Origin of the sequence: Janthinobacterium sp. 344 (assembly GCF_900112025.1) — a bacterium.
Classification (GTDB): domain Bacteria; phylum Pseudomonadota; class Gammaproteobacteria; order Burkholderiales; family Burkholderiaceae_D; genus Janthinobacterium.
Window position 1 is genome coordinate 561,977 of record NZ_FOKL01000003.1, and the last position, 21,370, is coordinate 583,346.

Annotated in this window: 21 protein-coding genes and 1 pseudogene; 8 read left to right on the forward strand and 14 right to left on the reverse strand. The window is 63.6% G+C overall.

Annotated features, from left to right (window positions below):
* Window positions 1-5 precede the first annotated feature (5 nt).
* The 5 genes from BM193_RS12145 to BM193_RS12165 form a co-directional block, all read right to left on the reverse strand.
* Window positions 6-992, reverse strand: a complete 987-nt coding sequence (locus BM193_RS12145; RefSeq protein WP_092797965.1) for a DODA-type extradiol aromatic ring-opening family dioxygenase — start codon at window positions 990-992, stop codon at window positions 6-8.
* Window positions 993-1,025: 33 nt separating this feature from the next.
* The gene (locus BM193_RS12150; protein ID WP_092797966.1) at window positions 1,026-2,342 is read right to left on the reverse strand and encodes an MFS transporter; all 1,317 of its coding nucleotides are present in this window, start codon (window positions 2,340-2,342) and stop codon (window positions 1,026-1,028) included.
* 91 nt (window positions 2,343-2,433) lie between these two features.
* A complete protein-coding gene (locus BM193_RS12155; RefSeq protein ID WP_092797967.1) occupies window positions 2,434-3,282 on the reverse strand; it encodes an amidohydrolase family protein in 849 nt (282 codons plus the stop codon).
* 9 nt (window positions 3,283-3,291) lie between these two features.
* Window positions 3,292-4,317 carry an amidohydrolase family protein gene (locus tag BM193_RS12160; protein ID WP_092832337.1) on the reverse strand — a complete coding sequence of 342 codons (1,026 nt, stop codon included), beginning with the start codon at window positions 4,315-4,317 and terminating at the stop codon, window positions 3,292-3,294.
* A 35-nt stretch (window positions 4,318-4,352) separates the two neighbouring features.
* A complete protein-coding gene (locus BM193_RS12165) occupies window positions 4,353-5,327 on the reverse strand; it encodes an ABC transporter substrate-binding protein (RefSeq protein ID WP_092797969.1) in 975 nt (324 codons plus the stop codon).
* 303 nt (window positions 5,328-5,630) lie between these two features.
* Between BM193_RS12165 and BM193_RS12170 the strand changes: the two genes are divergently transcribed.
* From BM193_RS12170 to BM193_RS12180, 3 genes are all read left to right on the forward strand, one after another.
* Window positions 5,631-6,575, forward strand: a complete 945-nt coding sequence (locus BM193_RS12170; RefSeq protein ID WP_092797970.1) for a helix-turn-helix domain-containing protein — start codon at window positions 5,631-5,633, stop codon at window positions 6,573-6,575.
* 498 nt (window positions 6,576-7,073) lie between these two features.
* Window positions 7,074-7,313 (forward strand): hypothetical protein, encoded by a 240-nt coding sequence (locus BM193_RS12175; protein WP_092797971.1) that lies wholly within the window; start codon window positions 7,074-7,076, stop codon window positions 7,311-7,313.
* Between the two features lie 2 nt (window positions 7,314-7,315).
* The gene (locus tag BM193_RS12180; RefSeq protein WP_092797972.1) at window positions 7,316-7,552 is read left to right on the forward strand and encodes a hypothetical protein; all 237 of its coding nucleotides are present in this window, start codon (window positions 7,316-7,318) and stop codon (window positions 7,550-7,552) included.
* A 663-nt stretch (window positions 7,553-8,215) separates the two neighbouring features.
* On the opposite strand, the pseudogene BM193_RS29105 reads toward BM193_RS12180, so the two are convergent.
* The 4 genes and pseudogenes from BM193_RS29105 to BM193_RS12195 all read right to left on the reverse strand — a co-directional run.
* Window positions 8,216-8,383 (reverse strand): annotated as a pseudogene (locus BM193_RS29105) (IS3 family transposase); the annotation flags it as partial.
* A 156-nt stretch (window positions 8,384-8,539) separates the two neighbouring features.
* Window positions 8,540-10,912 carry a membrane-bound PQQ-dependent dehydrogenase, glucose/quinate/shikimate family gene (locus BM193_RS12185; protein ID WP_092797973.1) on the reverse strand — a complete coding sequence of 791 codons (2,373 nt, stop codon included), beginning with the start codon at window positions 10,910-10,912 and terminating at the stop codon, window positions 8,540-8,542.
* A gap of 60 nt (window positions 10,913-10,972) precedes the next feature.
* Window positions 10,973-12,217 (reverse strand): multidrug effflux MFS transporter, encoded by a 1,245-nt coding sequence (locus BM193_RS12190; RefSeq protein ID WP_092797974.1) that lies wholly within the window; start codon window positions 12,215-12,217, stop codon window positions 10,973-10,975.
* A gap of 125 nt (window positions 12,218-12,342) precedes the next feature.
* Entirely contained in the window at window positions 12,343-13,248 is a 906-nt protein-coding gene (locus tag BM193_RS12195) for a LysR family transcriptional regulator (RefSeq protein ID WP_092797975.1), read from the reverse strand.
* A 118-nt stretch (window positions 13,249-13,366) separates the two neighbouring features.
* Between BM193_RS12195 and BM193_RS12200 the strand changes: the two genes are divergently transcribed.
* From BM193_RS12200 to BM193_RS12215, 4 genes are read left to right on the forward strand one after another with little or no spacing between them, the layout of a single operon-like run.
* Entirely contained in the window at window positions 13,367-13,795 is a 429-nt protein-coding gene (locus BM193_RS12200; RefSeq protein WP_092797976.1) for a (R)-mandelonitrile lyase, read from the forward strand.
* Between the two features lie 7 nt (window positions 13,796-13,802).
* The gene (locus BM193_RS12205) at window positions 13,803-14,591 is read left to right on the forward strand and encodes a carboxymuconolactone decarboxylase family protein (RefSeq protein WP_175533254.1); all 789 of its coding nucleotides are present in this window, start codon (window positions 13,803-13,805) and stop codon (window positions 14,589-14,591) included.
* A 15-nt stretch (window positions 14,592-14,606) separates the two neighbouring features.
* Window positions 14,607-15,113 carry a (R)-mandelonitrile lyase gene (locus BM193_RS12210; protein ID WP_092797977.1) on the forward strand — a complete coding sequence of 169 codons (507 nt, stop codon included), beginning with the start codon at window positions 14,607-14,609 and terminating at the stop codon, window positions 15,111-15,113.
* Between the two features lie 22 nt (window positions 15,114-15,135).
* The gene (locus BM193_RS12215) at window positions 15,136-16,314 is read left to right on the forward strand and encodes an MFS transporter (RefSeq protein WP_092797978.1); all 1,179 of its coding nucleotides are present in this window, start codon (window positions 15,136-15,138) and stop codon (window positions 16,312-16,314) included.
* 216 nt (window positions 16,315-16,530) lie between these two features.
* On the opposite strand, the gene BM193_RS28320 is transcribed toward BM193_RS12215, so the two are convergent.
* Complete coding sequence (locus BM193_RS28320; RefSeq protein ID WP_139176127.1) at window positions 16,531-16,818, reverse strand: hypothetical protein; 288 nt, start codon at window positions 16,816-16,818, stop codon at window positions 16,531-16,533.
* A gap of 520 nt (window positions 16,819-17,338) precedes the next feature.
* Complete coding sequence (locus BM193_RS12220) at window positions 17,339-18,256, reverse strand: LysR family transcriptional regulator (protein WP_092798085.1); 918 nt, start codon at window positions 18,254-18,256, stop codon at window positions 17,339-17,341.
* Between the two features lie 137 nt (window positions 18,257-18,393).
* Between BM193_RS12220 and BM193_RS12225 the strand changes: the two genes are divergently transcribed.
* On the forward strand, window positions 18,394-19,617 hold the full coding sequence (locus BM193_RS12225; RefSeq protein ID WP_092797979.1) for an FAD-dependent monooxygenase: 1,224 nt from the start codon (window positions 18,394-18,396) through the stop codon (window positions 19,615-19,617).
* 340 nt (window positions 19,618-19,957) lie between these two features.
* Here the strand turns inward: BM193_RS12225 and BM193_RS28760 are convergent, their stop codons facing one another.
* Genes BM193_RS28760 through BM193_RS12240 form a run of 3 tightly spaced genes read right to left on the reverse strand, consistent with a single transcriptional unit; the run spans window position 19,958 to window position 21,326 of the window.
* Window positions 19,958-20,209 (reverse strand): hypothetical protein, encoded by a 252-nt coding sequence (locus tag BM193_RS28760; protein WP_175533255.1) that lies wholly within the window; start codon window positions 20,207-20,209, stop codon window positions 19,958-19,960.
* Between the two features lie 21 nt (window positions 20,210-20,230).
* On the reverse strand, window positions 20,231-20,542 hold the full coding sequence (locus tag BM193_RS12235) for a putative quinol monooxygenase (protein ID WP_092797980.1): 312 nt from the start codon (window positions 20,540-20,542) through the stop codon (window positions 20,231-20,233).
* A 10-nt stretch (window positions 20,543-20,552) separates the two neighbouring features.
* Window positions 20,553-21,326 carry an SDR family oxidoreductase gene (locus tag BM193_RS12240; RefSeq protein ID WP_092797981.1) on the reverse strand — a complete coding sequence of 258 codons (774 nt, stop codon included), beginning with the start codon at window positions 21,324-21,326 and terminating at the stop codon, window positions 20,553-20,555.
* Window positions 21,327-21,370: the final 44 nt, after the last annotated feature.

Sequence of the window (21,370 nt, forward strand, 5' to 3'; positions counted from 1 at the left end):
GATGATTACTGTTTGCTGTCCCAGTACATGAAGCCCATGCCCTCGCCCGTGCCGGCCGGCGTGCGCCAGCACGGCACGTAGTCGACCAGCGTCATGGCGGCCCCCGTGTCCTGCATGGCCTTCATGACGCTGACATACAGCTTGATTTCGGAGGTGCCGGACTGGTAGTAGCCGTCGGGGATGGCGGCCAGGCCGTCGTAGTCGTAGTCGCCCAGCATCTGCATGACCTTGTGGTCGAACTCCTCGTCATTGACGAAGTGCGACAGGCCGCCCGAGGCGAAGATGCCGACCCGCACGTCGGCCGGCCAGGCAGTAATGGCGTCGCGCAGCACGCGGCCAAATTCGATGCAGCGCGCCATCGATGGCTGCGTGGGCGGATAGAAGCAGTTCATGATGACGGGCACGTGCGGCGGCACCTCGTCCTGCATGATCTGGTGGTAGACGAAGCTGTAGGCGTGCGGCGCCACCGGATACTCGGGCAAGGGCTTCATCCACACGTTGTCCGGCCAGGCGAACAGGTCGGTCAAATCGAAACCCTCCTTCTGGAAGGCATCGACCAGGTAGGCGGCCAGTTCCGGATGACAAGGGTGCGTCACGTGCTGGTCCGGCGCATACACGGCGCGTTGCGGCGGGCCGTTGTGCACCTCGGCGCCCGTGTAGATGGCGATCGAGGGCGAGAACTGCGTAAAGATCTCCTTTTGATCCTTGCCCAGGATGATGGCCACGTCGATCTTCGCCTCGCGGTAGGCCGCCGCCATGGTGTCGAGCGCCGCGCGGCAGCGTGCGGCGCGCCCGGTGCGCTCCTCCAGCGTCAGGTAGCGCTCGAAGGCCGCCTCGCGGTGCGCTTCCAGTTCCGGGTAGGTCCAGGTGCGGTTGCGGAACCACAGTTCCGGGTTATTGCGGTCGCGCTCGCCATTCGTCAGCCAGTCTTCCGGCTTCTGGCCCAGCATGCCGCTATGCGGTACCGCCATGCCGAATACAATTTTTGCCATCGTGTTCCTCGTGTAGGTGTTTTATATGGGAGATCAGAGCTTGCCCAGCGCGTCCTGCAGCGGCGCCGGCGCTTCCTTCGCTTCCTGCGCCGCCGCTTCGCCGACCTTCGGTGCCCATTTGCGCTGCAGCAAGATGACGGAACTGCCGGCGCCGATCAGCAGGAAGACGAAAATCGCCAGCATCGGCGCCGTGTAACTGCCGCTGACATGCAGCAGCCAGCCCGACAGGCTGGCCGAGATGCCGCCGGCCAGGCTGGTGGCCACCTGCTGCAAGCCCGTGTTCAGGCCGATGGCCGGCTTGGGGATCAGGGTCAGCTTGCACAGGGTGGTGTTGTTGGCCGTGACCAGGCCCAGCAAGGACAGCGACAGCACGTTCCAGAACAGCGCTTGCTGCAAGGTCGGCGCATACGCGCCCAGCAGGACCGTGGTGCCGCCGATGAAGCCGGCGACGACAAAGCTCTTGCGCACCCGCACCGCATCCCTGCCCCGCGCAATCAGGCGGTCCGCGGCCCAGCCGGCGATGGTGGCGACGATGGCGATGCCGGCAAAGCTGAAGAAGGTGTACAGGCCGGACTTTTCCAGCGACAGGCCGCGCTGCTCGACCAGGTAGGCCGGCATCCAGGTCATGCAATAGAAGGTGAAATAACCGTAGCAAAAGTTATTGATCATGCCGCCCCACACCACGGGGCTGGCCAGCAGGCTGCCAAAGGTGACGGAGGCGGCCGTGTCGCGGCGCGTGACCAGTTCCGCCTTCGAGGGAAAATCGTTCTTCACCATCAGCAGCCACGGCCCCAGCCACAGCAGGCCCACCAGGCCCGTGGCGACAAACATCAGCTGCCACGAATGGTTGACGATGATCCAGGCGGCGATGGGCGCGCCGATGGCCGGGCCGAACTTGCCGCCCATGGCGAAGATGCCGACGGCCAGGCCTTTCTGGCTTTCGCGGAAATTGTTGCCCATCCAGCGGTAGCTGGCCGGGATCACCACCGCTTCGGCGGCGCCCACCAGCAGGCGCATCAGGATCAGCGCCCCCAGCGTCGTCACCATGCCGGTGGCGGCCGAGGCCAGGCACCACAGGGTGAAGCACACGGTGTAGGGCCACTTCACGCCGTAACGGTCGACCACCCAGCCCATGCCCAGCTGGCACAGGCCGTACGACCAGAAGAAGGACGAATTGAGCCAGCCCCGCTCGACGCTGGTGAGGGCGAATTCGGCGACAAAATTCTTGTCCGCCAGCGCCGATGACAGGCTGGTGCGGTCCACGAAGGAAATCAGCAGCCCCAGCGCCAGCAGCAGCAAGATGCCCCAGGGGTTGACGGCGCCTGCGCCTTTTGCCTTACTTGTCTCCATCTATCTCTTTCGGTGATGTGTGCTTGATGTGTGCTGTTTTCGGGCCGCTCTGCGGCGGCTTGCCCGGAGTTAAAGTGGCGTGGCGCCGGCGTCAGGCCAGGCCGGGGTACAGCTGCTGCGCCGTCTTGCCGAAGATCCAGGCGCGGTCGGCGTCGCCGAGGCAGGCCAGGCCCGCCTGCGCCGTGGCCAGGATGTCGGCCAGGCTGCCCGGCGAAGTGGGGTAGTTCGAGCCCCAGGCCATGCGCGACGCGCCAAAGGCGTCCACCACGCGGGGGAAGAAGGTTTCGGCGCTGGCCTTGTCCTTGCTCACGTCGTTGAAGATGCGCGGCGTCAGCTTCAGGTAAATGCTGGGCAAGGCGGCCAGCTCGAACAGGCTGTGCGCCCGGGCGTATGGCGCGCCGTCGGCCACGTCCGGGCGGCCCAGGTGGTCGAGGATGATGGGCACCGTGGGAAAGCGCTTGGCCAGCGCCGTCACCTGCGGCAGGCCGACGGGTCCCGTCTGGATGCACATCGTCAGGCCCAGCTCGGCGCACAGTTCCCACGCGGCAAACGAGCGCGGATCGTCCAGTTCGCTGGGATCGAAGTCCTTGGTGCTGCCGCCGGTGAACAGGCGCAAGCCGGCCAGGCCGCGCGCCTGCCACGCGCGGATGCGCTGCGGCGCGTCTTCCTGCAGCACGTCGACGGAGCCGACGGCCGCCAGGCGGCCCGGGTACTGGCCGCAGCCTTCCACCACATAGCTGTTATCGAAGCCATACGTGGTGGACGAATGCACGACGGCCGCCTTGGCCACGCCGGCCGCGTCCATCTGGGCGATCAGCGCCTCGACGGTGCTGGGCCGCTCCTGCGACCAGTCCGAGCGCTTGCCGAACAGGGGAGCCGGCGGATAGCGGCTTTCGTCGCCGGAAATGATGTGCGGGTGAATATCGATGATGCTGGTCATGCTGGCTCCTTATTTGCCTTGCGCCTTCAGGCGCGCATCGAGACGGGGGAAGACGCGGCGCGCATTGCCCTCGAAAATCTTGTAGCGGTCTTCCTCGGTCAGCGAGGCGATGCCATCCACATAGCGCTTGGTGTCGTCGAAATACTGGCCCGTGGCCGGGTCCTTGCCGCGCACGGCGCCGATCATTTCCGAGCCGAACAGGACGTTGTCCGCCGGAATCACCTTGGTCAGCAACTCCACGCCCGGCTGGTGGTACACGCAAGTGTCGAAGAAAATGTTGTCGAGCAGCCCTTCCAGCGGACGCTGCTGCATTTCCAGCGACATGCCCCGGTAGCGGCCCCAGTGGTAAGGCACGGCGCCGCCGCCATGCGGGATGATCAGGCGCAGCTGGGGAAAATCCTTGAACAGGTCCGACTGCAAGATCTGCATGAAGACCGAGGTATCCGCATTCAGGTAATGCGCGCCCGTGCCGTGGAAGCACGGGTTGCACGAGGCGGCCACGTGGATCATGGCCGGCACGTCGAGGTCGCACAGCGCCTCGTACAGCGGATACCATTCGCGGTCCGTGACGGGCGTGCCGGTCCAGTAACCGCCCGTCGGATCAGGGTTCAGGTTGCAGCCGACGAAGCCCAGCTCCTCGACGCAGCGGCGCAGTTCGGCAATGCTGTTCTTCGGCGGCGCCAGCGGCGACTGCGGCAGCTGGCACACGGGGGCGAAGTTCTCCGGATACATTTCCGTCACGCGGTGCACCAGGTCGTTCGAGATTTCCGCCCATTCCAGGCTGGTGCGCTCGTTGCCCAGGTGATGGCTCATCAGGCCGGCGATCGGCGAAAACAGGGTCAGGTCGCCGCCCCGCTCCTGCTGCAGGCGCAGCTGGCCGTTGCCCACCGCCTCGCGGATTTCATCGTCGGAGACAAAGGCTTCGGCGCGCGACGGTCCGTTGACGGGGTCGTTGGCAAACTCGACCTGTTTCGCGCGCCAGTTGCGAAACGAGGCGGGGACGGTGGTGAAATGGCCGTGGCAATCAATAATCATGGTGTTCTCTCGGTTCGGTTCAGCGGATTTGCGGATCAAGGTGCCAGCGGATCGACAAACAGTTCGGCGATCGACATGCGGCGCGGCGTCAAGCCTTGCTGGTAGGCCGTCGCTTCCAGTGTTTCGATGGTTTTCAGGTTGTCCTGCAAGCCGTACGGCAGCGGGTCGTGGCCAACGATCTTGCGCAGCGCCAGGTATTTCTTGTCGCTGGCACTGGTGGCCTCGCCCGCGTCGAGACGCGCCAGCCATTCCTGTTTGGCCCGCTCGAAGGCGTCGTACAGGGACTTGGCGATCCACGGATGCTCGGCCAGGACCGAATCCTTGACCACGATGGTGCCGTGCATGGGATACACGCCCGTGCGCCGGTAATAGTCCGCCTCGATCTCGGCCGCGTTGGGCAACAGGTCAGGGTAGTCGGCCTCGACCTCCTTCCAGCCGCCCGTCGGCGCGCCCGTGCGGCCGATGCCCGCCGCCCCTTCCAGGCCGGCCACCAGCTCGCCCCTGGCCATCATGTCGGCCAGCGAGGTGCCGGGCGCCGCGTGGATGACGTTGCCCGGCAGTTTCAGCTGCGTCACGTGTTCCTCGTCATCGACCACCCACGTCACCTTCGACGCGTCCAGGCCGAATTCGTCGATCAGCACCTGCCGGTTCCACACGCCCGTGGTGACGGAATAGGCGCGCACGCCGACCTGCTTGCCTTCCAGCTCCTTCGGGTGGCCAATGCCGGCATCCGGGCGCACCAGCAGGCCGCCGTGGTGGAAACGGCGCACGACGAAGATCGGCAGCGCGACGAAGGGCGCGCCATGGGCGCGGGCGATGATGTAGGTGGTGGGCGCCAGTTCGCACACGTCGAATTCGACGTCGCGCACCATGCGGCGAAACGCGCCGATCTGCGGCTGCACGGTGACAAATTCCGCCTCCACGCCCTCGATGGGAATGGAGCCGTTGCGGATGGCCGAGGTGTGCGGATGCTCGGCGATGGCGATCTTGAGGGGGACTTTCTTGGCCAACTTGATTCTCCTGTGGATGTCTCGCGCCTCGGGCTGAAAATACCTCCAGCCGGCCGGCGTCATGTCTTGAGGAATCAAGAATAGGAGATGGCCGCGCCCCCGTCCCTAGACAAAATTGAGATTCGCTGGGACTTTTTCTGGCACTTTTGTGCAATCGCCACAGATGCCGCCGGGCGCTTGCCCTCGCCTGCCCCGAGGGCTATGATGGACGCCGACCAGCGCGAGAAATCGGCCCGCGCAGCCCGGTGCCAGCATGGCCGGCTGCGACACAACGATCCCGCTGCGCCTTGCCCAGGAGACCAGATGACACACAATGCGGTAGCAAAGAATCAATATCATGCGGGTGGCAGGGTCACCCTGACCACCGTGCCGAAAGTGCGGCTGTACGTGGAACGCCAGGAAAAACGCGAGGGCTGGTTCGTGCATATCGGCCACGTCACGGAACGGGGCCGCTGGCGCACCGAGCCGCATGCGCATCCCAAGTATGGCCAGGTGATCTTCGTGCGCAATGGCCGCGGCGTGATGAACCTCGAAGGCAGCAGCGTGCCCTTCGAAGGCCCATGCGCGCTGCTGCTGCCCACCGAATGCGTGCATGGCCTCGATTACGAAGTCGACGTGGACCGCTGGGTAGTCACCATCGAAGTGGCCTATCTGACGCAGGTCAACAGCAAACTGCATGAATTCATCCAGCTATGGGCCATGCCGCGCGTGATTCCCCTCTCGTATGCGGACGAGGCGGCGGCGGAATTCTTCAGCCTCATTTCACGGCTGGAACAGGAAGTAGCCTTGCGCGCCACCGGCCACGTGATCGGCACGGAAGCGCTGCTGACCTCGCTTCTGCTGATGCTGGTGCGCGGCACGCGCCTGGAGCAGGTCGACAATGAAGGCACGACGCGCAGCGAGATCCGCCTGGCCGACCGTTTCCGCGAGCTCATCGACGCACATTACCAGGAAGGCTTGCCGCTGCAGGACTACGCCTCGATGATGGCCGTGTCGCTGGTGCAATTGCGCGCCGCCTGCGCCTCGGCGACGGGGCAAAGCCCCACCAAGATGATCCATGCGCGCCTGATCACGGAAGCCAAGCGCCACCTGATCTTTGGCGACCAGTCGATGGAACAGATCGCCTTTTTGCTGGGCTTTTCGGACGCCGCCTACTTTACGCGCTTCTTCCGCAAGGAAGTGGGCCAGACGCCCAGCCTGTTCCGCATCACGGCGCGCCAGCAGCCGCACCGCGCGAAAGCCGGCTGAGTCACCGGCGGCGCGGCGGGCTGCGGCCGCTGGCCTTCAGCGGGGACGCTCCCCGTTGCCGGTGGCGGCCGAATCCCGGGTACCCGGCGCCGCGCATATTCATCCATTTCATCCATTACCCATGGCCGGGACCGGCGTAAAGGCCAGCGGCCGGCCGTCCACCATTCCCTGTTCCTGGCAAGTGCCAGGCACCCGTTCGCGGTTCTAGCACCTGTGGGCCGGCCGGGGGCCGACACCCCGCCACGCTGTTCGGGCCGAAGATTTCGGGCGGAAGAGCGGCTACGGCACCGCGCTGGCGGCAGCGCCAGCCGTCATGCAAGCACAGCACGACGGCGCGACACCTCGGCCAGCCCTAGGCCATACGCTGGCCGGGAATGACAACCGTCACGTTCATGCCATCCCCCAAAAATAGCGGCGCAGCGGTCTATGTGTTGAAACGCACAGACCAGCGACGGCTTTCACCTCAAAATTTAATCAAACAACAAGGAAGCGAACCATATGGACACCACATTATTTACCCGCCTCGCCCAATACGGAAAATTCACCATCGAAGCCACGGCCCACAAGCTGGAGTCGGCCTGGTATCCGCAATACAGGATCCTCGACCACAAACGCGACCACGAGCCGATGCGTGATGCTGTTTCGACCGATAGCTACCCCTGCGGCGAAGCGGCTGTCGATATCGCCGTGCAGCGCGCCATGTTCGACTTGGAATTCGGCGAAAGCCTGCCGGCATAACCGTGGAAAACCTTGCACCGGCAAACAAAGCGGGCGGCCGCCTTTACGACACAGACGGCCTGCTACGCAGCCTGTATCGCGATCTCGACACCTCATTGGCCCCATTCGAACTTGCCATTGCCCGTGGCGACCGCAGTAAGGCGATCAGCCTGCAGTCGCACATCGAGTTCGTCTGTGCCGCCATGCTGGTGCTCTACGAAAAAAAGAACTTGCTACTCCTTGGCCATCCATCAACGTGAAATCGCTCACAGCCCCTTCCCTGAGCGAGTACGGGAGCGCCAGACACGGATCGCCGGGCTTGAGCTAGCTCCCGCCCACGGCTCGCCGCTCGCGCGATGGGTTCAGCTGCCGGAGGGTTTCAGCACGCCGCCCATCCGGCGTATTCAGCTGTGGGTATCCCTCCACGGATGGCCAAGCTGAACGCTGTCGGCCCGACGCCTGCTTGCGCCATGTGCCAGCCCTCATCGCCGATCACCGCGTCATCCGTGTCGACGAGTTCCTGCCCTGGTATTGCGCGGGGCAGTTGGCACCTGCCCAAATACACGCCGCCTCCCGGCGACGTGACGTGAGCTTCAGGCGATTCGACGCCGGGGCCAGCCAACGCTGAGCCGCCCCGTACCGGCAATGCCTGTTTGACGCGAGAATTACCAACCATACCAGGCAGTGGCGGGGATCGATCCAATCGCCATCGCCGCGCCGGGCAATACACGCCCGCGAGGCCTGTAGCCAATCCTTTGCCCTCGCGTCTATCCCATTCTCGCCCACGTTGTCCAAGGTCCTTCTTGATTTGTGATTTGGTTTGCGGTAATTGCTGCCGTTCGATGCGCCGTCGCCCCTTCCCCATGATGTGCCCAAGTGGCGATAGGGTGGCTTCGGGCAAGATATATTCTAGGACGCACCGGCTTGCGCAGCATGCGCTCACGCTTCAGCAGCTGGAAGAGGCTTTCAGCGACAGCATTGTCGTGACGGTTTCCAAGCCGGCGCACGCTTGCTTCCAGCCGATGCGCAGGCAAGCAATCGCGCCAGTCCTTGCTGGCAAACGGCGAGTCCCGATCTGCAGGAACCATCACAGGATCGTGATGGCTCAGGAGGGTCTGCGATGGTCGCGGCGATTCAATCTCGGATGTCATGCGCTGGCGGCGACCGGGGGCTGGCGATCAGGGGCGGCCCGACGTGGAACTTGGCGGCACTTGCCGCACCAGGTCGACGCCAGGCGCCAAACGGAGCTAGCGCGGCAGCGCATAGGCGACGATATAGTCGCCCTTCTGCGTAGTCGCGGAGTTTCCACCTGCACTGATGGCGACGAACTGGCGCCCGCTACGCGGTGACAGGTAGGTCATCGGCGTGGCCTCCGCGCCTACCGGCAATTGCGCGCTCCAGCGCTCCGCCCCAGTGCGCACATCGAAAGCACGCAGCCGGAAATCCTGGCTAGCACCGATGAATACGAGACCTGACGCAGTCGTCAATGGTCCGCCGCGGGTAGGCATGCCGATCGGGATCGGCATGCGGGTGGCGATGCCCAAGGGGCCGGTTTCCTGCGTGGTGCCTAACGGCACCGACCAGACGATCTGGCGCGTTGTCAGGTCGATCGCTGTGAGCGTGCCGTATGGCGGCTGCTGACAGGGAATGCCCAGCGGCGACAGGAACCGTCGCTGCTCGACGCCCCACGGCGTACCCGCCTGGGGCGCACTGCCCTCGTGCCCGCCATCGGCTTGCACCTTGCGGTCATAGTCTTCACGCCGCACCAGCTTGTTGGTCACGGCCACGCGGGTATCGTTGACGATCAGGTAGCCCAGGTTTTCGGCGATGCTGACGGAACCCCAGTTCATGCCGCCCAGCCAGCTTGGATACTGGATGGTCTGGCGTTCGCCAGGCGGCGTGAAGATGCCTTCGTAGCGCGACTGGAGAAACGCCACGCGGCACGCCAGTTGGTCGACCAAGGTCAGTCCCCACATGCGCGCTTCACTGAGCGGCTCGGTGCCGATGGACGGCATGCCCACCGAAAACGGCTGGGTGGGCGCAAGCCGGTCGTCCGCCATGCCGCCCTGCGGCACGGGGCGCTCCTCGACCGCTGCGACCGGCTTGCCGTTGCGGCGGTCAAGCATGAAAATTTCGCCGCGCTTGGTGGTCTGGATCAGGGCCGGGATGACGCCGCCGTGGCCGTCGGCGACATCGTACAGCGCCGGCTGTGATGGCACGTCATAGTCCCACAAGTCATGGTGCACGGTCTGAAATCTCCAGCGCTCCCGGCCCGTGGCGATGTCCAGCGCAACGACGGAGGACGAATAGCGGTCGCTGGCCGCGCTGCGATGGCCGCCCCAGAAATCGGGCGTCGAATTGCCGGTCGGCAGATAGATCAGACCCAGCTTCTCGTCAAACGACGGAATCGACCAGACATTCGGCGTGCCCGGTGTATACGAACCGCCTTCCGGCGGCAGTCGGGTGATGGCGGGATTGCCCAGGTCCCAGGCCCAGGCCAGGGCGCCGCTGCGTACGTCGAACGCGCGCACCACGCCAGACGGTTCGCCTACCTTCTGGTTGTCCCACACCAGCCCGCCGACGACGATCAGATCACGCACCACGGTTGGCGCGGCAGTGGGAAAATACAGCTCGGGATTCGGATTTTGCATGCCCGGGCGCAGGCTGACCACGCCATGCTCGCCAAAATCCTCGCAAGGTTTGCCGCTCGCGGCGTCGACCGCGACCATGCGCGCATCGACCGTGGTGGCAATGATGCGGCGCGTGCATGCCGGCGCCGACGCGCCCGCAGCGGCCCTGCCATCGGCGCCGGCATCGTGATAGGCCACGCCGCGGCAGCGTGGATAGACCTTATTCGGCGCGGCATGGGAATCGAAGCGCCAGCGCTCTTTGCCCGTCTCCGCATCCAGGGCGAAGATTTTGCTCGACTGGGTGCAGCCATACAGGGTGCCGTCGATGTGCAGGGGCGTCACCACGTGCGCCGCGCTGCCGCTGGGAATCTCGCCCGTGCGGTAGGTCCAGGCGACTGTCAGGCTGGCAACGTTGGCGGGGGTGATCTGCTCAAGCGGCGCGTGCCGGGTGCCGGAGGCGGTACGTCCGAAGTACGGCCAGCTTGCCGCCGCGACCGTGCCGACAGCCAGGCCCGCCACCGGTGCCGGTGTCAACTGTGCCGTGGCAAGAGGACGCGGCTGCAAGCTGGCATAAAAAGTCAGGCCCAGCGCAGTTGCCAGGGCTGCGGCCAACAGCCGGGCCGGGCGGCGCCGGAACGCGTCACCGCCCCGATGGAAGGCTGGCATGAACAGCAATAGCAGCAGAGCCAGCACCGCCATGGCGAACAGGCGCGAAAACAGGGGCCAGAAAGCGAGGCCGGCTTCCCACAACGACCAAGCGACCGTGACGGCGAACACGGCAAGGTACAGCGCGGCTCCCAGCGGGTTCCGCCGAACAATGAGCCAGCCGGCCAACGCCAGTGCCAGTCCCGCCGGGGCGAAGAACCAGGAACCGCCGAGCGCTATGAGATACACCCCGCCGGCCAGCATGGCGAACCCGTACAGCAGGATCAGCAGGCCCAGCAAAATCAACGCTGGCACGGCTGCTTTCATGGTTTTGTCAGTCGACATGCATATTCTCCGCTTCATTCATGGAATTGTTTTCCGGCCGCCCGCATGGGCCGCGCCACCTCACCGCGTCGGCACTGGCGATGTAATCGCGTGCCGCTTCCCTGCCCGGCCAGGCAGAAACAGCCACGCGCACAGCATGCTGGCGACGCACATCCAGGCGATGACGTTCAAGGTCGAGCGGGCGCCTGCGAACATGCCCACCAGTACGGAGCCAACCATGCCGGTGCCGTACTGCACGCTGCCAAGCAGCGCCGAGATGGCACCGGCGCCCTCGTCGAAATGGCTCAAGGCGCCGGCAATGGCATTGGCGCTAATGAAACCGTTCGCCGCCACCACAAAAACCAGGGGAATGGCGACGCCGCACAAGTGGCCCCAGCCTTCGAATGCGTCGAGCGCGGCAACGGCGCCTGCCAGGGCCGCCATGCCGGTGCCGAAACGTATCAGCGCGTCGGCGGAAAAGCGTTTCAGGAGCCGTATGTTGATCTGGTTGGCCAGCATGATCCCCGACACGCCTGCCGTGAAGAGCATGCCGTACCATTGTGGCGATACATGGAAATAGGCAATGTAGAGGAACGGCGAACCTGCGACGTAGGCGAAGCAGGCGCCGAAATAGCATCCGGCAACGCCGGCATAGCCAAGCAAGGCGCGATGGCGCAGTAATTGGCCATAGGCGCCCAACGCTGCCGATAGCGGTGCGCAAGTGCGCCGCGCCGGGGGCAACGTTTCCGGCAACCATGACAGTGCCGCCAGCGTGGCGCCGCCGAACGCCGCCAGCGTCCAGAAAATCGCCCGCCACGACGCCACCTGCAGGATCAGGCCGCCTACGCTGGGGCCGAGCAGCGGCGCCACCGCCATCACCGTCATCAGGGTCAACATCAGCCGCGCCGCGCGCGGGCCCCGGTACAAGTCGCGCACCATGGCCCGGGCGATGACCACGCTGGCGCTGGCACCGGCGGCCTGCACGGCGCGCCAGCAGACCAGCGCGCCCACCGAGCCCGACATGGCACAGCCCGCGCAGCCAAGGATAAACACCAGCAGACCGCCAGCGACCGGCCGCCGCCGGCCATGGCGGTCGGACAGTGGCCCCCATGCCAGCTGACCCAGGGTGAAGCCAGCCAGGTAGGCGGCAATGCTCCACTCCATGTGCCCGGCGTCGGTGCCCAGCGCCTCGGCCATGGACGGCATCGCGGGCAGATACAGGTCCGTCGAGATCGACGCAAACGCCATCAGGACGCCGAGTATCGCCACCGTGCGCAGCGACTGCGGGCCGCTCGCTACCCTCCAGTGTTGCGTTGCCCCCTCCATGTCATTTCCCCTGACTGTCATCAGCGGACGATGTTAGCCAGATCCTGAACATTGATCAATTCGGGTAAAGCGCATGCACTTATGAAAATGGCTCATGAAACGAGCTGCCAGGCGGATCCAGGCCCCTACGCTTGTTCAGGACGGTAGCGCAAGGCCTCGACCACCAGTTGCATCGCCCGCGACGATTGCCGGCGGCTGGCGTAATACACGTGCAGACCCGGCACGCGCGGATACCAGTCCTCCATGACGCGGCGCAGGCGGCCGCTCGCCACATACGGCTCGGCGAGGTCCGTCGGCACGTAGGCAAGACCCATGCCGGCCAGGGCCGCATCGAGGATCTCATAGGCGCCATTGAATGCGTACTGCCCCTCGACCCGGACCTGGATGGCGCGCCCGTCCTTTTCCAGTTCCCAGACATAAAACGCATCGTGCGTGGGCAGGCGCAGATTGATGCAGTTGTGCATCATCAGGTCCTGCGGCGTCATCGGCGCTTGCCTTCCGTGCAGATAAGTGGGCGCGCCGACGATCGCCATCTGCAGGTCAGGACCGATGCGTGCCGCGATCATGTCCTTGGCCACCTGGTCGCCATGGCGCACGCCGATGTCATAGCGTTCGGCAACAATGTCAGCCAGGCCGTAGTCGTTAATGATCTCTACCCGGATTTGTGGATAGTCGCGCAGGACGGGTGCCAGGCGCGGCAGCAGGATGGTGCGGGTGGCGTAATCGGTCGAGGTGATGCGGATGCTGCCGGCCGCCTTGTCGCGAAACTCGGCCACCGCAGCCAGTTCTGCCTCGATGTCGTCGAAGTGCGACGGCACGCTTTGCAGCAAGCGCTCGCCTGCCTCGGTGGCCGAAACGCTGCGCGTGGTTCGCGTCAGCAGGCGCACGCCGAGCCGCGCCTCAAGGGCACGCACGCTGTGGCTCAGGGCAGACTGCGAGACGCCCAGCTGCGCCGCGGCGCGCGTAAAGCTGTGCTCGCGCGCCACCGCGATAAAGAAAAGCAGATCGTTGAAATTGTTTGTGCGAGCCATTTATGATTCATTTTCATAAGTATTTGCCGATTATAGCCACTAGTCGCATCAGCGCCTTGTCCCTATAGTAAATAAGACATAGCGGCGGTTTCGCCGACTCATTCATAGAGGACATTCCATGGAACTGAAACGTGCAGCAACGCTTCTCTCGGTCGCGGGTCCCGAGGCCTGTTTTACTGGCCAGGTACGTGTACAAATGCTGAGTAACCCGGCGGCGCCCGCCCGCACCTCGTGCGGCAATGTGACATTCGAGCCTGGCGCCCGCTCGGCGTGGCACACCCATCCGCTGGGCCAGACGCTGATCGTTACGGCCGGTTGCGGCTGGACCCAGTGCGAAGGCGGGCCGATCGTGCAGATCCAGGCGGGTGACGTGGTCTGGTGTCCGCCTGGCCACAAGCACTGGCATGGCGCCACGCCGACCACGGCCATGACGCATATCGCGGTGCAGGAAGCACTCGACGGCGTAGCGGTCGTGTGGCTGGAGAAAGTCACGGACGCGGAATATGCCGTCGGCCTGCCTGTCGAGTGCGCCGACCATGCCTGCTGAGCGCGTGATGAAATCCTACGCAACCCCTGCCATCGCGGCCTGCCTGAGCCTGGGTGCCTGCGCCCCCATGCCGCAGCACACAACGGCGTTTGACGCCCGGCACGCGTCCACGCTGGAGGACATGCAGGCAGTGTCGCCGGGCCTGGCCCGCTACACCACGGACACCGTGCATGGTGGGCTATGGGCGCGCCCGCAGTTGTCGCCACGGGACCGCAGCGTCGTCACGCTGGCCGTGCTGATTGCCCGCAACCAGTCCGCCGACTTGCCCTATCAGCTGAACCTGGCGCTCGACAATGGTGTGACGCCAGGCGAAGTCTCCGAAATCATCACCCATCTGGCCTTTTACTGCGGCTGGGGCAATGCCACAGCCGCCGTGACGGCGGCCAAACAGGTGTTCGCCCAGCGCGGCGTCGGGCCGGCGCAACTGCCGCCGGCCCGGCCCGAACTACTGCCGCTCGACCTGGAAAGCGAGGCGCAGCGCGAGGCCGCCGTGATGCAGAGCGTCGGTGCCACGGCGCCGGGCGTGGTGGAATACACCACCGACGTGGTGTTCCACGACCTGTGGCGGCGTCCAGGCCTGGCGCCGCGCGACCGCAGCCTGGTGACGGTCAGCGCGCTGGTCGCCAACGGTCAGGTGGCGCAATTGAGCTACCACCTGAACCGCGCGTTGGACAACGGCTTGACGCAAGAGCAGGCGTCAGAGGCGATGACGCAGATGGCGTTCTACGCTGGCTGGCCCAGCGTCTTTTCGGCACTGCCCGTCGTCAAGCAAGTGTTCGCGCAGCATACTCATTAACAGAAAGGAAAGCGCATGCCATTTCACCTCCCCGGCAGTGTCGCCCTGCTTGTCTCCGTCTTGCTGTCCGCGCCTCTCGCCGCCAGCGCGCAAGCGCTGCGGCAGGAAATTTCACCAGCAGCCACGCGTCCCACCATCGACGCGCCGGCACGCTTTTTTACGGGCCGAGTGCGCATCACGCCCCTGTTTGAGCCGACCCGCGAGGCACCGCTCACCGGCGGCTTCGTCACGTTCGAGCCGGGCGCGCGGTCGGCCTGGCATACCCACCCCACCGGCCAGCGCCTGGTGATCGTGGCCGGCACCGCCCGGACCCAGGCGTGGGGCGGACCGGTGATCGAGCTGCAGCCCGGTGACGTGCTGTGGTGCGCTCCCGGCGTCAAGCACTGGCACGGCGCCACGCCATCGGCGCCCATGACCCATCTGGCGCTGACCGGCACCGTCGATGGCAACAACGTCACCTGGCTGGAGCAGGTCAGCGAGGCACAGTACGGCGCCAGCATGGCTCCGGCCGACCGGTATTAATTCTTACATTGATATGTAAATTATGGAAAATCATCACAAGGCGCTGGTCTGGAAACTCAGTTTTGGTATTTTTGGCATCCTGATCACGGAACTGGGCGTCGTCGGCATCCTGCCGCTGATCGCGGACACCTTTCACGTCAGCGTGACGCAGGCGGGATGGCTGGTGAGTATCTTCGCGCTGGGCGTGGCGCTGGCGGGACCGGTCATGCCCTTGCTGTTCTCCGGCGTCAACCGGAAAACAGCCATGTTAGGGGTACAAGGGATCTTTGTACTCAGCAACCTGGTCTGCATGGTGACAGACAATTTCACCGTACTGCTGCTGGCGCGCCTGATCCCAGCGCTATGCCACCCCGTCTATTGCACCCTGGCCTTCACCATCGCGGCAGAAACGGCAGGCCCGCGCGACGCTTCCAAGGCTGTGGCCAGGATCATGATGGGTGTCTCGGCTGGCATGGTATTCGGGGTGCCGGTCAGCAGCTTGCTCGCAGGCGCGACCTCGTTTTCCGCCGTCATGCTATTTTTCGCCGCCGTCAATGCGGTCGCTTTCATGCTCACCCTGCTGGCCATGCCGTCGATGCCGGTGGGTTCCAGGGTTGCCTACGGCACGCAGCTGAGCCTGCTGCGTAGCCGACTGACGTGGATTTCCCTGGCTACCGTGGCCTTGATCGCCGCCTCGATGGCCAGCGTGTACAGCTACGTGGCCGACTATCTGAAAAACGTCGCGCAGCTGGCGCCACACACGCTGAGCCTCACCCTGCTGCTGTTCGGCCTGGCCAGCATCTGCGGCAATCCAGTGGCGGGCCGGCTACTGAGCACCAACCCGCTGCGCGCCGTGTTTCTCTTCCCGTTCGTGCTGGGCGTCATCTATATCGCCCTGTATTTCGTCGGCCCCTCCACCTTGACGATGCTCGTGCTGGCCTGCCTCTGGGGTGTGGTCTACGGCGCCGGCAACAACTTCCAGCAATACTGGATCGCCTCGGCTCTACCCGACAGCCCCGAACTGGCGACGGGCCTGTTTCTGTCCTTCGGCAATATCGGGATCACGCTGGGTACCACCATCGGCGGCATGTTCATTGCTGGCATGGGTATCCGGTCGATCATCTTGGGTGGCCTGCTCTTCCTGGCGCTGACCTTCGCGTCCATCCTTATCCGCAACCTGATGCTGCGGCAGATCCCCGCGCCGGTGCTTGCCGCGAAATAAGCCACATCGTGCTGGTCACCAAAGGCCGCGTGCCGACCAGCCCCGATTCAATGACTGCGACTGTGGCCTGCCGCGCTACCACTTGCAGCAAGCGCTCGACGCCTCGCGCTCTGCCGGCTAGGCCTCAGTTCGAGCTGTGCTGTATTTGGCGGCGCTGGTAGCGATGATCTTGCCGCGGCATAACCGGTACAGCCTATCGGCAATAGTCTCTTTGCCTTAGTGTTGACCACCCGCTGCCACATTTTTAGCACGGGCCAAGTCAACAGAGCGTCCCAGGCAGACTCCACCAAATAGGCAATAGGTGAACGCCTCGGAATTTACCCGTGCTTCCTTAGCATTGTCGAAGAAACGATTACCTAATTCTTTCCAAGCATCACTTTCATTGGGTGCTGCAAGTGCATTCAGGGCATTAACAACTTCTCCAAGTACTCTTTGCGTGGCGTTTGGAAATGTTGATGTTACGACTGCTATCAGCAAGTCGACATCATATTGTTGATGTTTCATAATGGCTCCAGCAAGCGAAAATAGTGCAATAATTATAACAAAAAAAATGTTATCCAGTGCAAAAATACACCTGGAAATATTGCCTTTTTTGAAGTGTCGCGTGAATGACGAGGAACTTCGCGGCAACCCTGGATCCATATTTCTTGGGAAATGAGATCCCGATGGATCGTGTTGGGGCCTGGGTGTCCTGCCACGCTCCTGGTGTGCGATCTCGTAGCTGCCTGATACAACGACGAGACCGGGTCTGAGCTGTCTATCTCCCTGCCCTGTAGAGACTTCAGCAGCGCTCAAACAAGAGTTGCTTGGGCTTCGGCGCGTTCCTACACTAACTTTCCCATGGCAAAGCGCGTTGTAACGTTAATCTCGGGTTTCGCGGGGCGCGGAGAAATCGATTCGAGTTCTTTTTTTCATCGTTCCATTCTGCAATGATGCATTTAAGTTAAAGTGTTCCGTTGATCGATTGAGTCCGCAGTTGCGGAGCAGACATTCGGCTATTCGGGCGCGTTCCTCAATTCGTTTTTCATCTTGAGCCGCTCCCGACTCCTTCCAACCGCACCTGTATCAATTCCAGTAAAGCCCGAACCCGGGCAGTCACGGAATGCCGATGGCTGTACACGCCAAGCAATTGCAGCGGCGCAGGGATCAAGTCCAGCGGCACCTCCTGCAATCGGCCTGCGGCAAGATCTTCCTGGCATGGATAGGCCGCCATTATCGCAAAGCCGATGCCTTGCCGCGCGCCCGCCAATGCCAGTTCTCCGCTGTTAACACGATAGCGGCTACGCACGGATACCTTCACGACTTCGCCTGTGGCGTCGAGAAACTGCCAGGGCTGGCCCTTTAACGCGCTCAAGGTGGTAATGCAAGGCAATGACCTAAGTTCGCGCACGTGGCGCGGTATTCCAGTTTTGGCTAGCAGGGCGGGCGCCGCGACCACGATGCTGGGCAGCGTAGCGAGTTCGCGGGTGATGAAGGTACTGTCATCCTGGCGCCCACGATGGAAGACGATGGACAGGTCCATGTCTTCCCGGAGAGCTTCGAGACCGGTCAGGCGCGTATCGCATTCCAGCTCGACGCCGGGATGGAGGCTGCAGAATTCGGCCAGGATAGGAGCTAGCAGCCTTGGCGCTTCGCCTGGCATGCACATCCTGAGGGGGCCACGAAGTTCACGCTGCACTGCGCCAAGCTCTTCCTCAGTGGAGAGTAAGGCGTCGAGCAAGGGTTTTGCGCGTTCGTAGAGTAGCCTGCCAGCTTCCGTCATGCGCAGGTGACGGGTGCTGCGTTCCAGCAAGCGGACGCCCAGCATGCGTTCCAGCGAGGCGACGTGGCGGCTGACGTTGGACGATGGCAGGGTCAGCAGGCGGGCCGCGCCGGCAAAGCTTTGTTCATCGACGACCGCCACGTAGACACGGACGGTATTCAGGTCGAGGGCATTGCGCATGATTATCCCGATTAAGGTATGAAAGCTGCCCATTTTCACATACTAGTGTTCCACAGTGGCGGAATCTAAGATGCCGTCTCGTCCGATGGATCGCCGCCGGCGGCGCATCGGGACGGATTGAATAGGAGAGTTTCAACATGGAAATCGGAATACTTGGCGGCGGCATTGCAGGGTTGAGCGTGGCGCTTGCCTTGAGCAAGCGGGGGTACAGTCCCCGGGTATATGAGCGCCGGACGGGGCCTGCGACGATGGGGGCTGGCGTTACGCTCTGGCCCAACGCCGGCTTTGTGCTAGAGGAACTCGGGCTGCTGCAAGACATAGCTGCAGTGGGAGGCCGGCCATTGGCCATGCACCGTCAAGATGCCGCGGGCAATTCTTTGGGGGGCATCGATATTGCGCTGCTAGACCAGATTATGGGACATCCGACCCATACGATTTTGCGCCGGGACTTGCAGGCGGTACTGCTGGATCATGCGGCACAGGCCGGGATCCCCGTAGAATTCGGGCATCGGGCGGTGGCGATCGACCTCGATGCTAGCGGCAAAGCCTTGGCGCGGTTCGAAAACGGGGTAAGCATTCGTCCAGATCTGCTGATCGGCGCCGATGGCCGCATGGACTCGGTGGCACGCCGGTTCGTCGCGGGGGACAACACGCCAGTTTATCAGGGCTTCGTGAACTGGGTGGGTGTGGCGCAGGGGGAGCGTGCATTAGTGGGCGATATCGCGATTCGGGATTATTGGGGTTCGGGTGATCGCTTCGGTTGCGTGGCGGTCCGGCCGGATTTGGTCTACTGGGCGGCGGCGCAGGCACGGCCATTGCCGGGGGCGGCGCCCGTAGCGGATATGCGTAAGGAGATTGAGGATCTGTTCGCGGGATGGCCGGAGCCTGTCACCCGCATCATTCAGGCGACACCGGCGCATGCCGTCCGACTGATCGCCGTGCACGACCTGGAGCCGCTGCACACGTGGAGCCGGGCGAATGTGCTGCTCGTGGGGGATGCGGCGCACGCGCCGTTGCCGACATCTGGCCAGGGCGCCTGTCAGGCGCTGGAAGACGCCTGGCATCTGGCTCGGTGTCTGGTTGGGACGGACGGCTGCCTCGATGAAGCCTTGCTGCGCTTCGCGGAGCTCCGCGGGCCGAAGACCGCGAAGCTGGCCGAGCAGGGTCGCGTTTTCGCGCGCGGGCTGTTTGCCACTGATCCTGAAACCTGCCGCATTCGCAATGAACGCGCCAAGGCGTCCGATCCCTTGCGTGACGTGTATGCCTTGGCAGCAGGATGGGCACAGGGTTTGCCGATGGCCGGCTGCACGGACGGCACGCCGGTGGACAGCGTTGGCTCCGGCAGTCTGTACCGCCTCTGAAAGACTGTGCCAATGTAGACACCGCATGGCGTCTCCGGCCGCGAGACGCCTAACTACTGAGCGAACCGGGCATTTTTGGACTGAATCGTCATCAGTAGCTTAGGCTCTCCCGATCCATGGTTCTTGAAAGATGAAAACCGATGGATCGTGTTGAGGCCTGGGTATTCTGCCAGGCGCTTGGCGTGCGATCTCGTTGTGGCCCGATCCAACGACGAGATCGGTTCTGAGCTGTCTATCACCCCTGCCCTGCTGAGACTCATGCCGCGTGCTAGCAAAGCAGGCCATCCCTAGTCATAACTGCGGGCGAAGGATGGCATAGCTGACCGAAGCAGCAGAGCGCCTACTTTTGCGCGCGATCGCGGCACAGTTGGCTACGATAAACTAGCCCGTCTTCTGCTTCGTGCGCTCGGCCAGATCGGGGACTTTGCGCGCTGGCGGTGGAGTTGCGATCACGTTTCGACAGGTCCGGCCGTTCCCATAAGTTTCCGAACAAGACATTGTCGCTGTAGCTGTCAAGTGCTGGTGAAATGGCCTGCGTGGCTTGCCGCGCTTCCGACGCTGCGGCGTTCGTTTGTTGATTCAGGTCTGTCATGGAATGCCTTTCAATGAATGATTAATCGCTGGTGCGCGTGGCCAATGTAATGGACGGTCCGAAAGTCAACAGCGGTCCAAGTTCTTTCATCACGTCGGCAACATGGGGATGCGTCGCGTGACTGTTGACCGCCGCCTCATCGACCCAACCGTCCAGGATGAAGAAGGTGTTCGGCGTGTCGAGCCGCTGGTACAGGTCGTAATACAGACACCCCGGCTCTGCACGTGCCGGCTCCACGAATCGCAGAATCAGGTCGCGTACGCGCTCGCGGTCCTTCGAGTCGCAGCGCAGTTCGCAAATGATGTGGCGTTCGTATGATTTAGCATTGTTCATGGCTCGCCTTTCAGTTCTTGCCAGCGTAGACGCGCGTCATGCCGCCGTCGACGATTAGGTCGATGCCGCGAATGTAGTTGTTCGCATCGGACGCCAGGAACACGACGGCATTACCGATGTCGCGCGTGGTGCCGACCCGTCCCGCCGGGATCTCCGTGGACACACGGGCCACGTAATCGGCCACGTCCTGGTCGCTCATTTTCTGTTCCTTACCGTAACCCTCGGTGGGAACAACGCCGGGGCTGACGGTGTTGACGCGGATGTCGCGGTCGCGCAAGTCTGTGGTCCAGCTGCGAGCGAGCGAGCGTACTGCCGCCTTGGTCGCGGCGTAGACACTGAAGCCTTTCAGGCCCATATCGGCGGTGATGGAGGCGTTCAGGATGACGGATGCACCGTCGCGCAGCACCGACAAGGCAGTTTGCATCGTCAGCACGACGCCTTTGACGTTGATCGACAGCTCGCTGTCGATCTGCTCTTCCGTCAGTTCCACCAGTGGTGTGGCGTGTCCGCCGCCTGCGTTGGCGAACAGAATGTCGAGCTGGCCATGCGCCTGCTTGATGGTGTCGGCCACGCGCTGCATATCCGCCTTGACCGACGCATCGGCCTGGACGCCGACGGCGCCCTTGCCCAGCTTTGCCACGGCGGAGTCGAGCACTTCGCGGCGACGACCGGTGATGTAGACGGTGGCGCCAGCTTCGAGTAGGCATTGGGCCGCGCCAAAGCCGATGCCCGTCGTGCCGCCAGTGACGAGCGCGATGCGCCCGTTGAGGGTATTTGTAACCATGATATTTCCCAGAGTGGAAGAGAGCGGTGCGCGCCCTGCGGTGA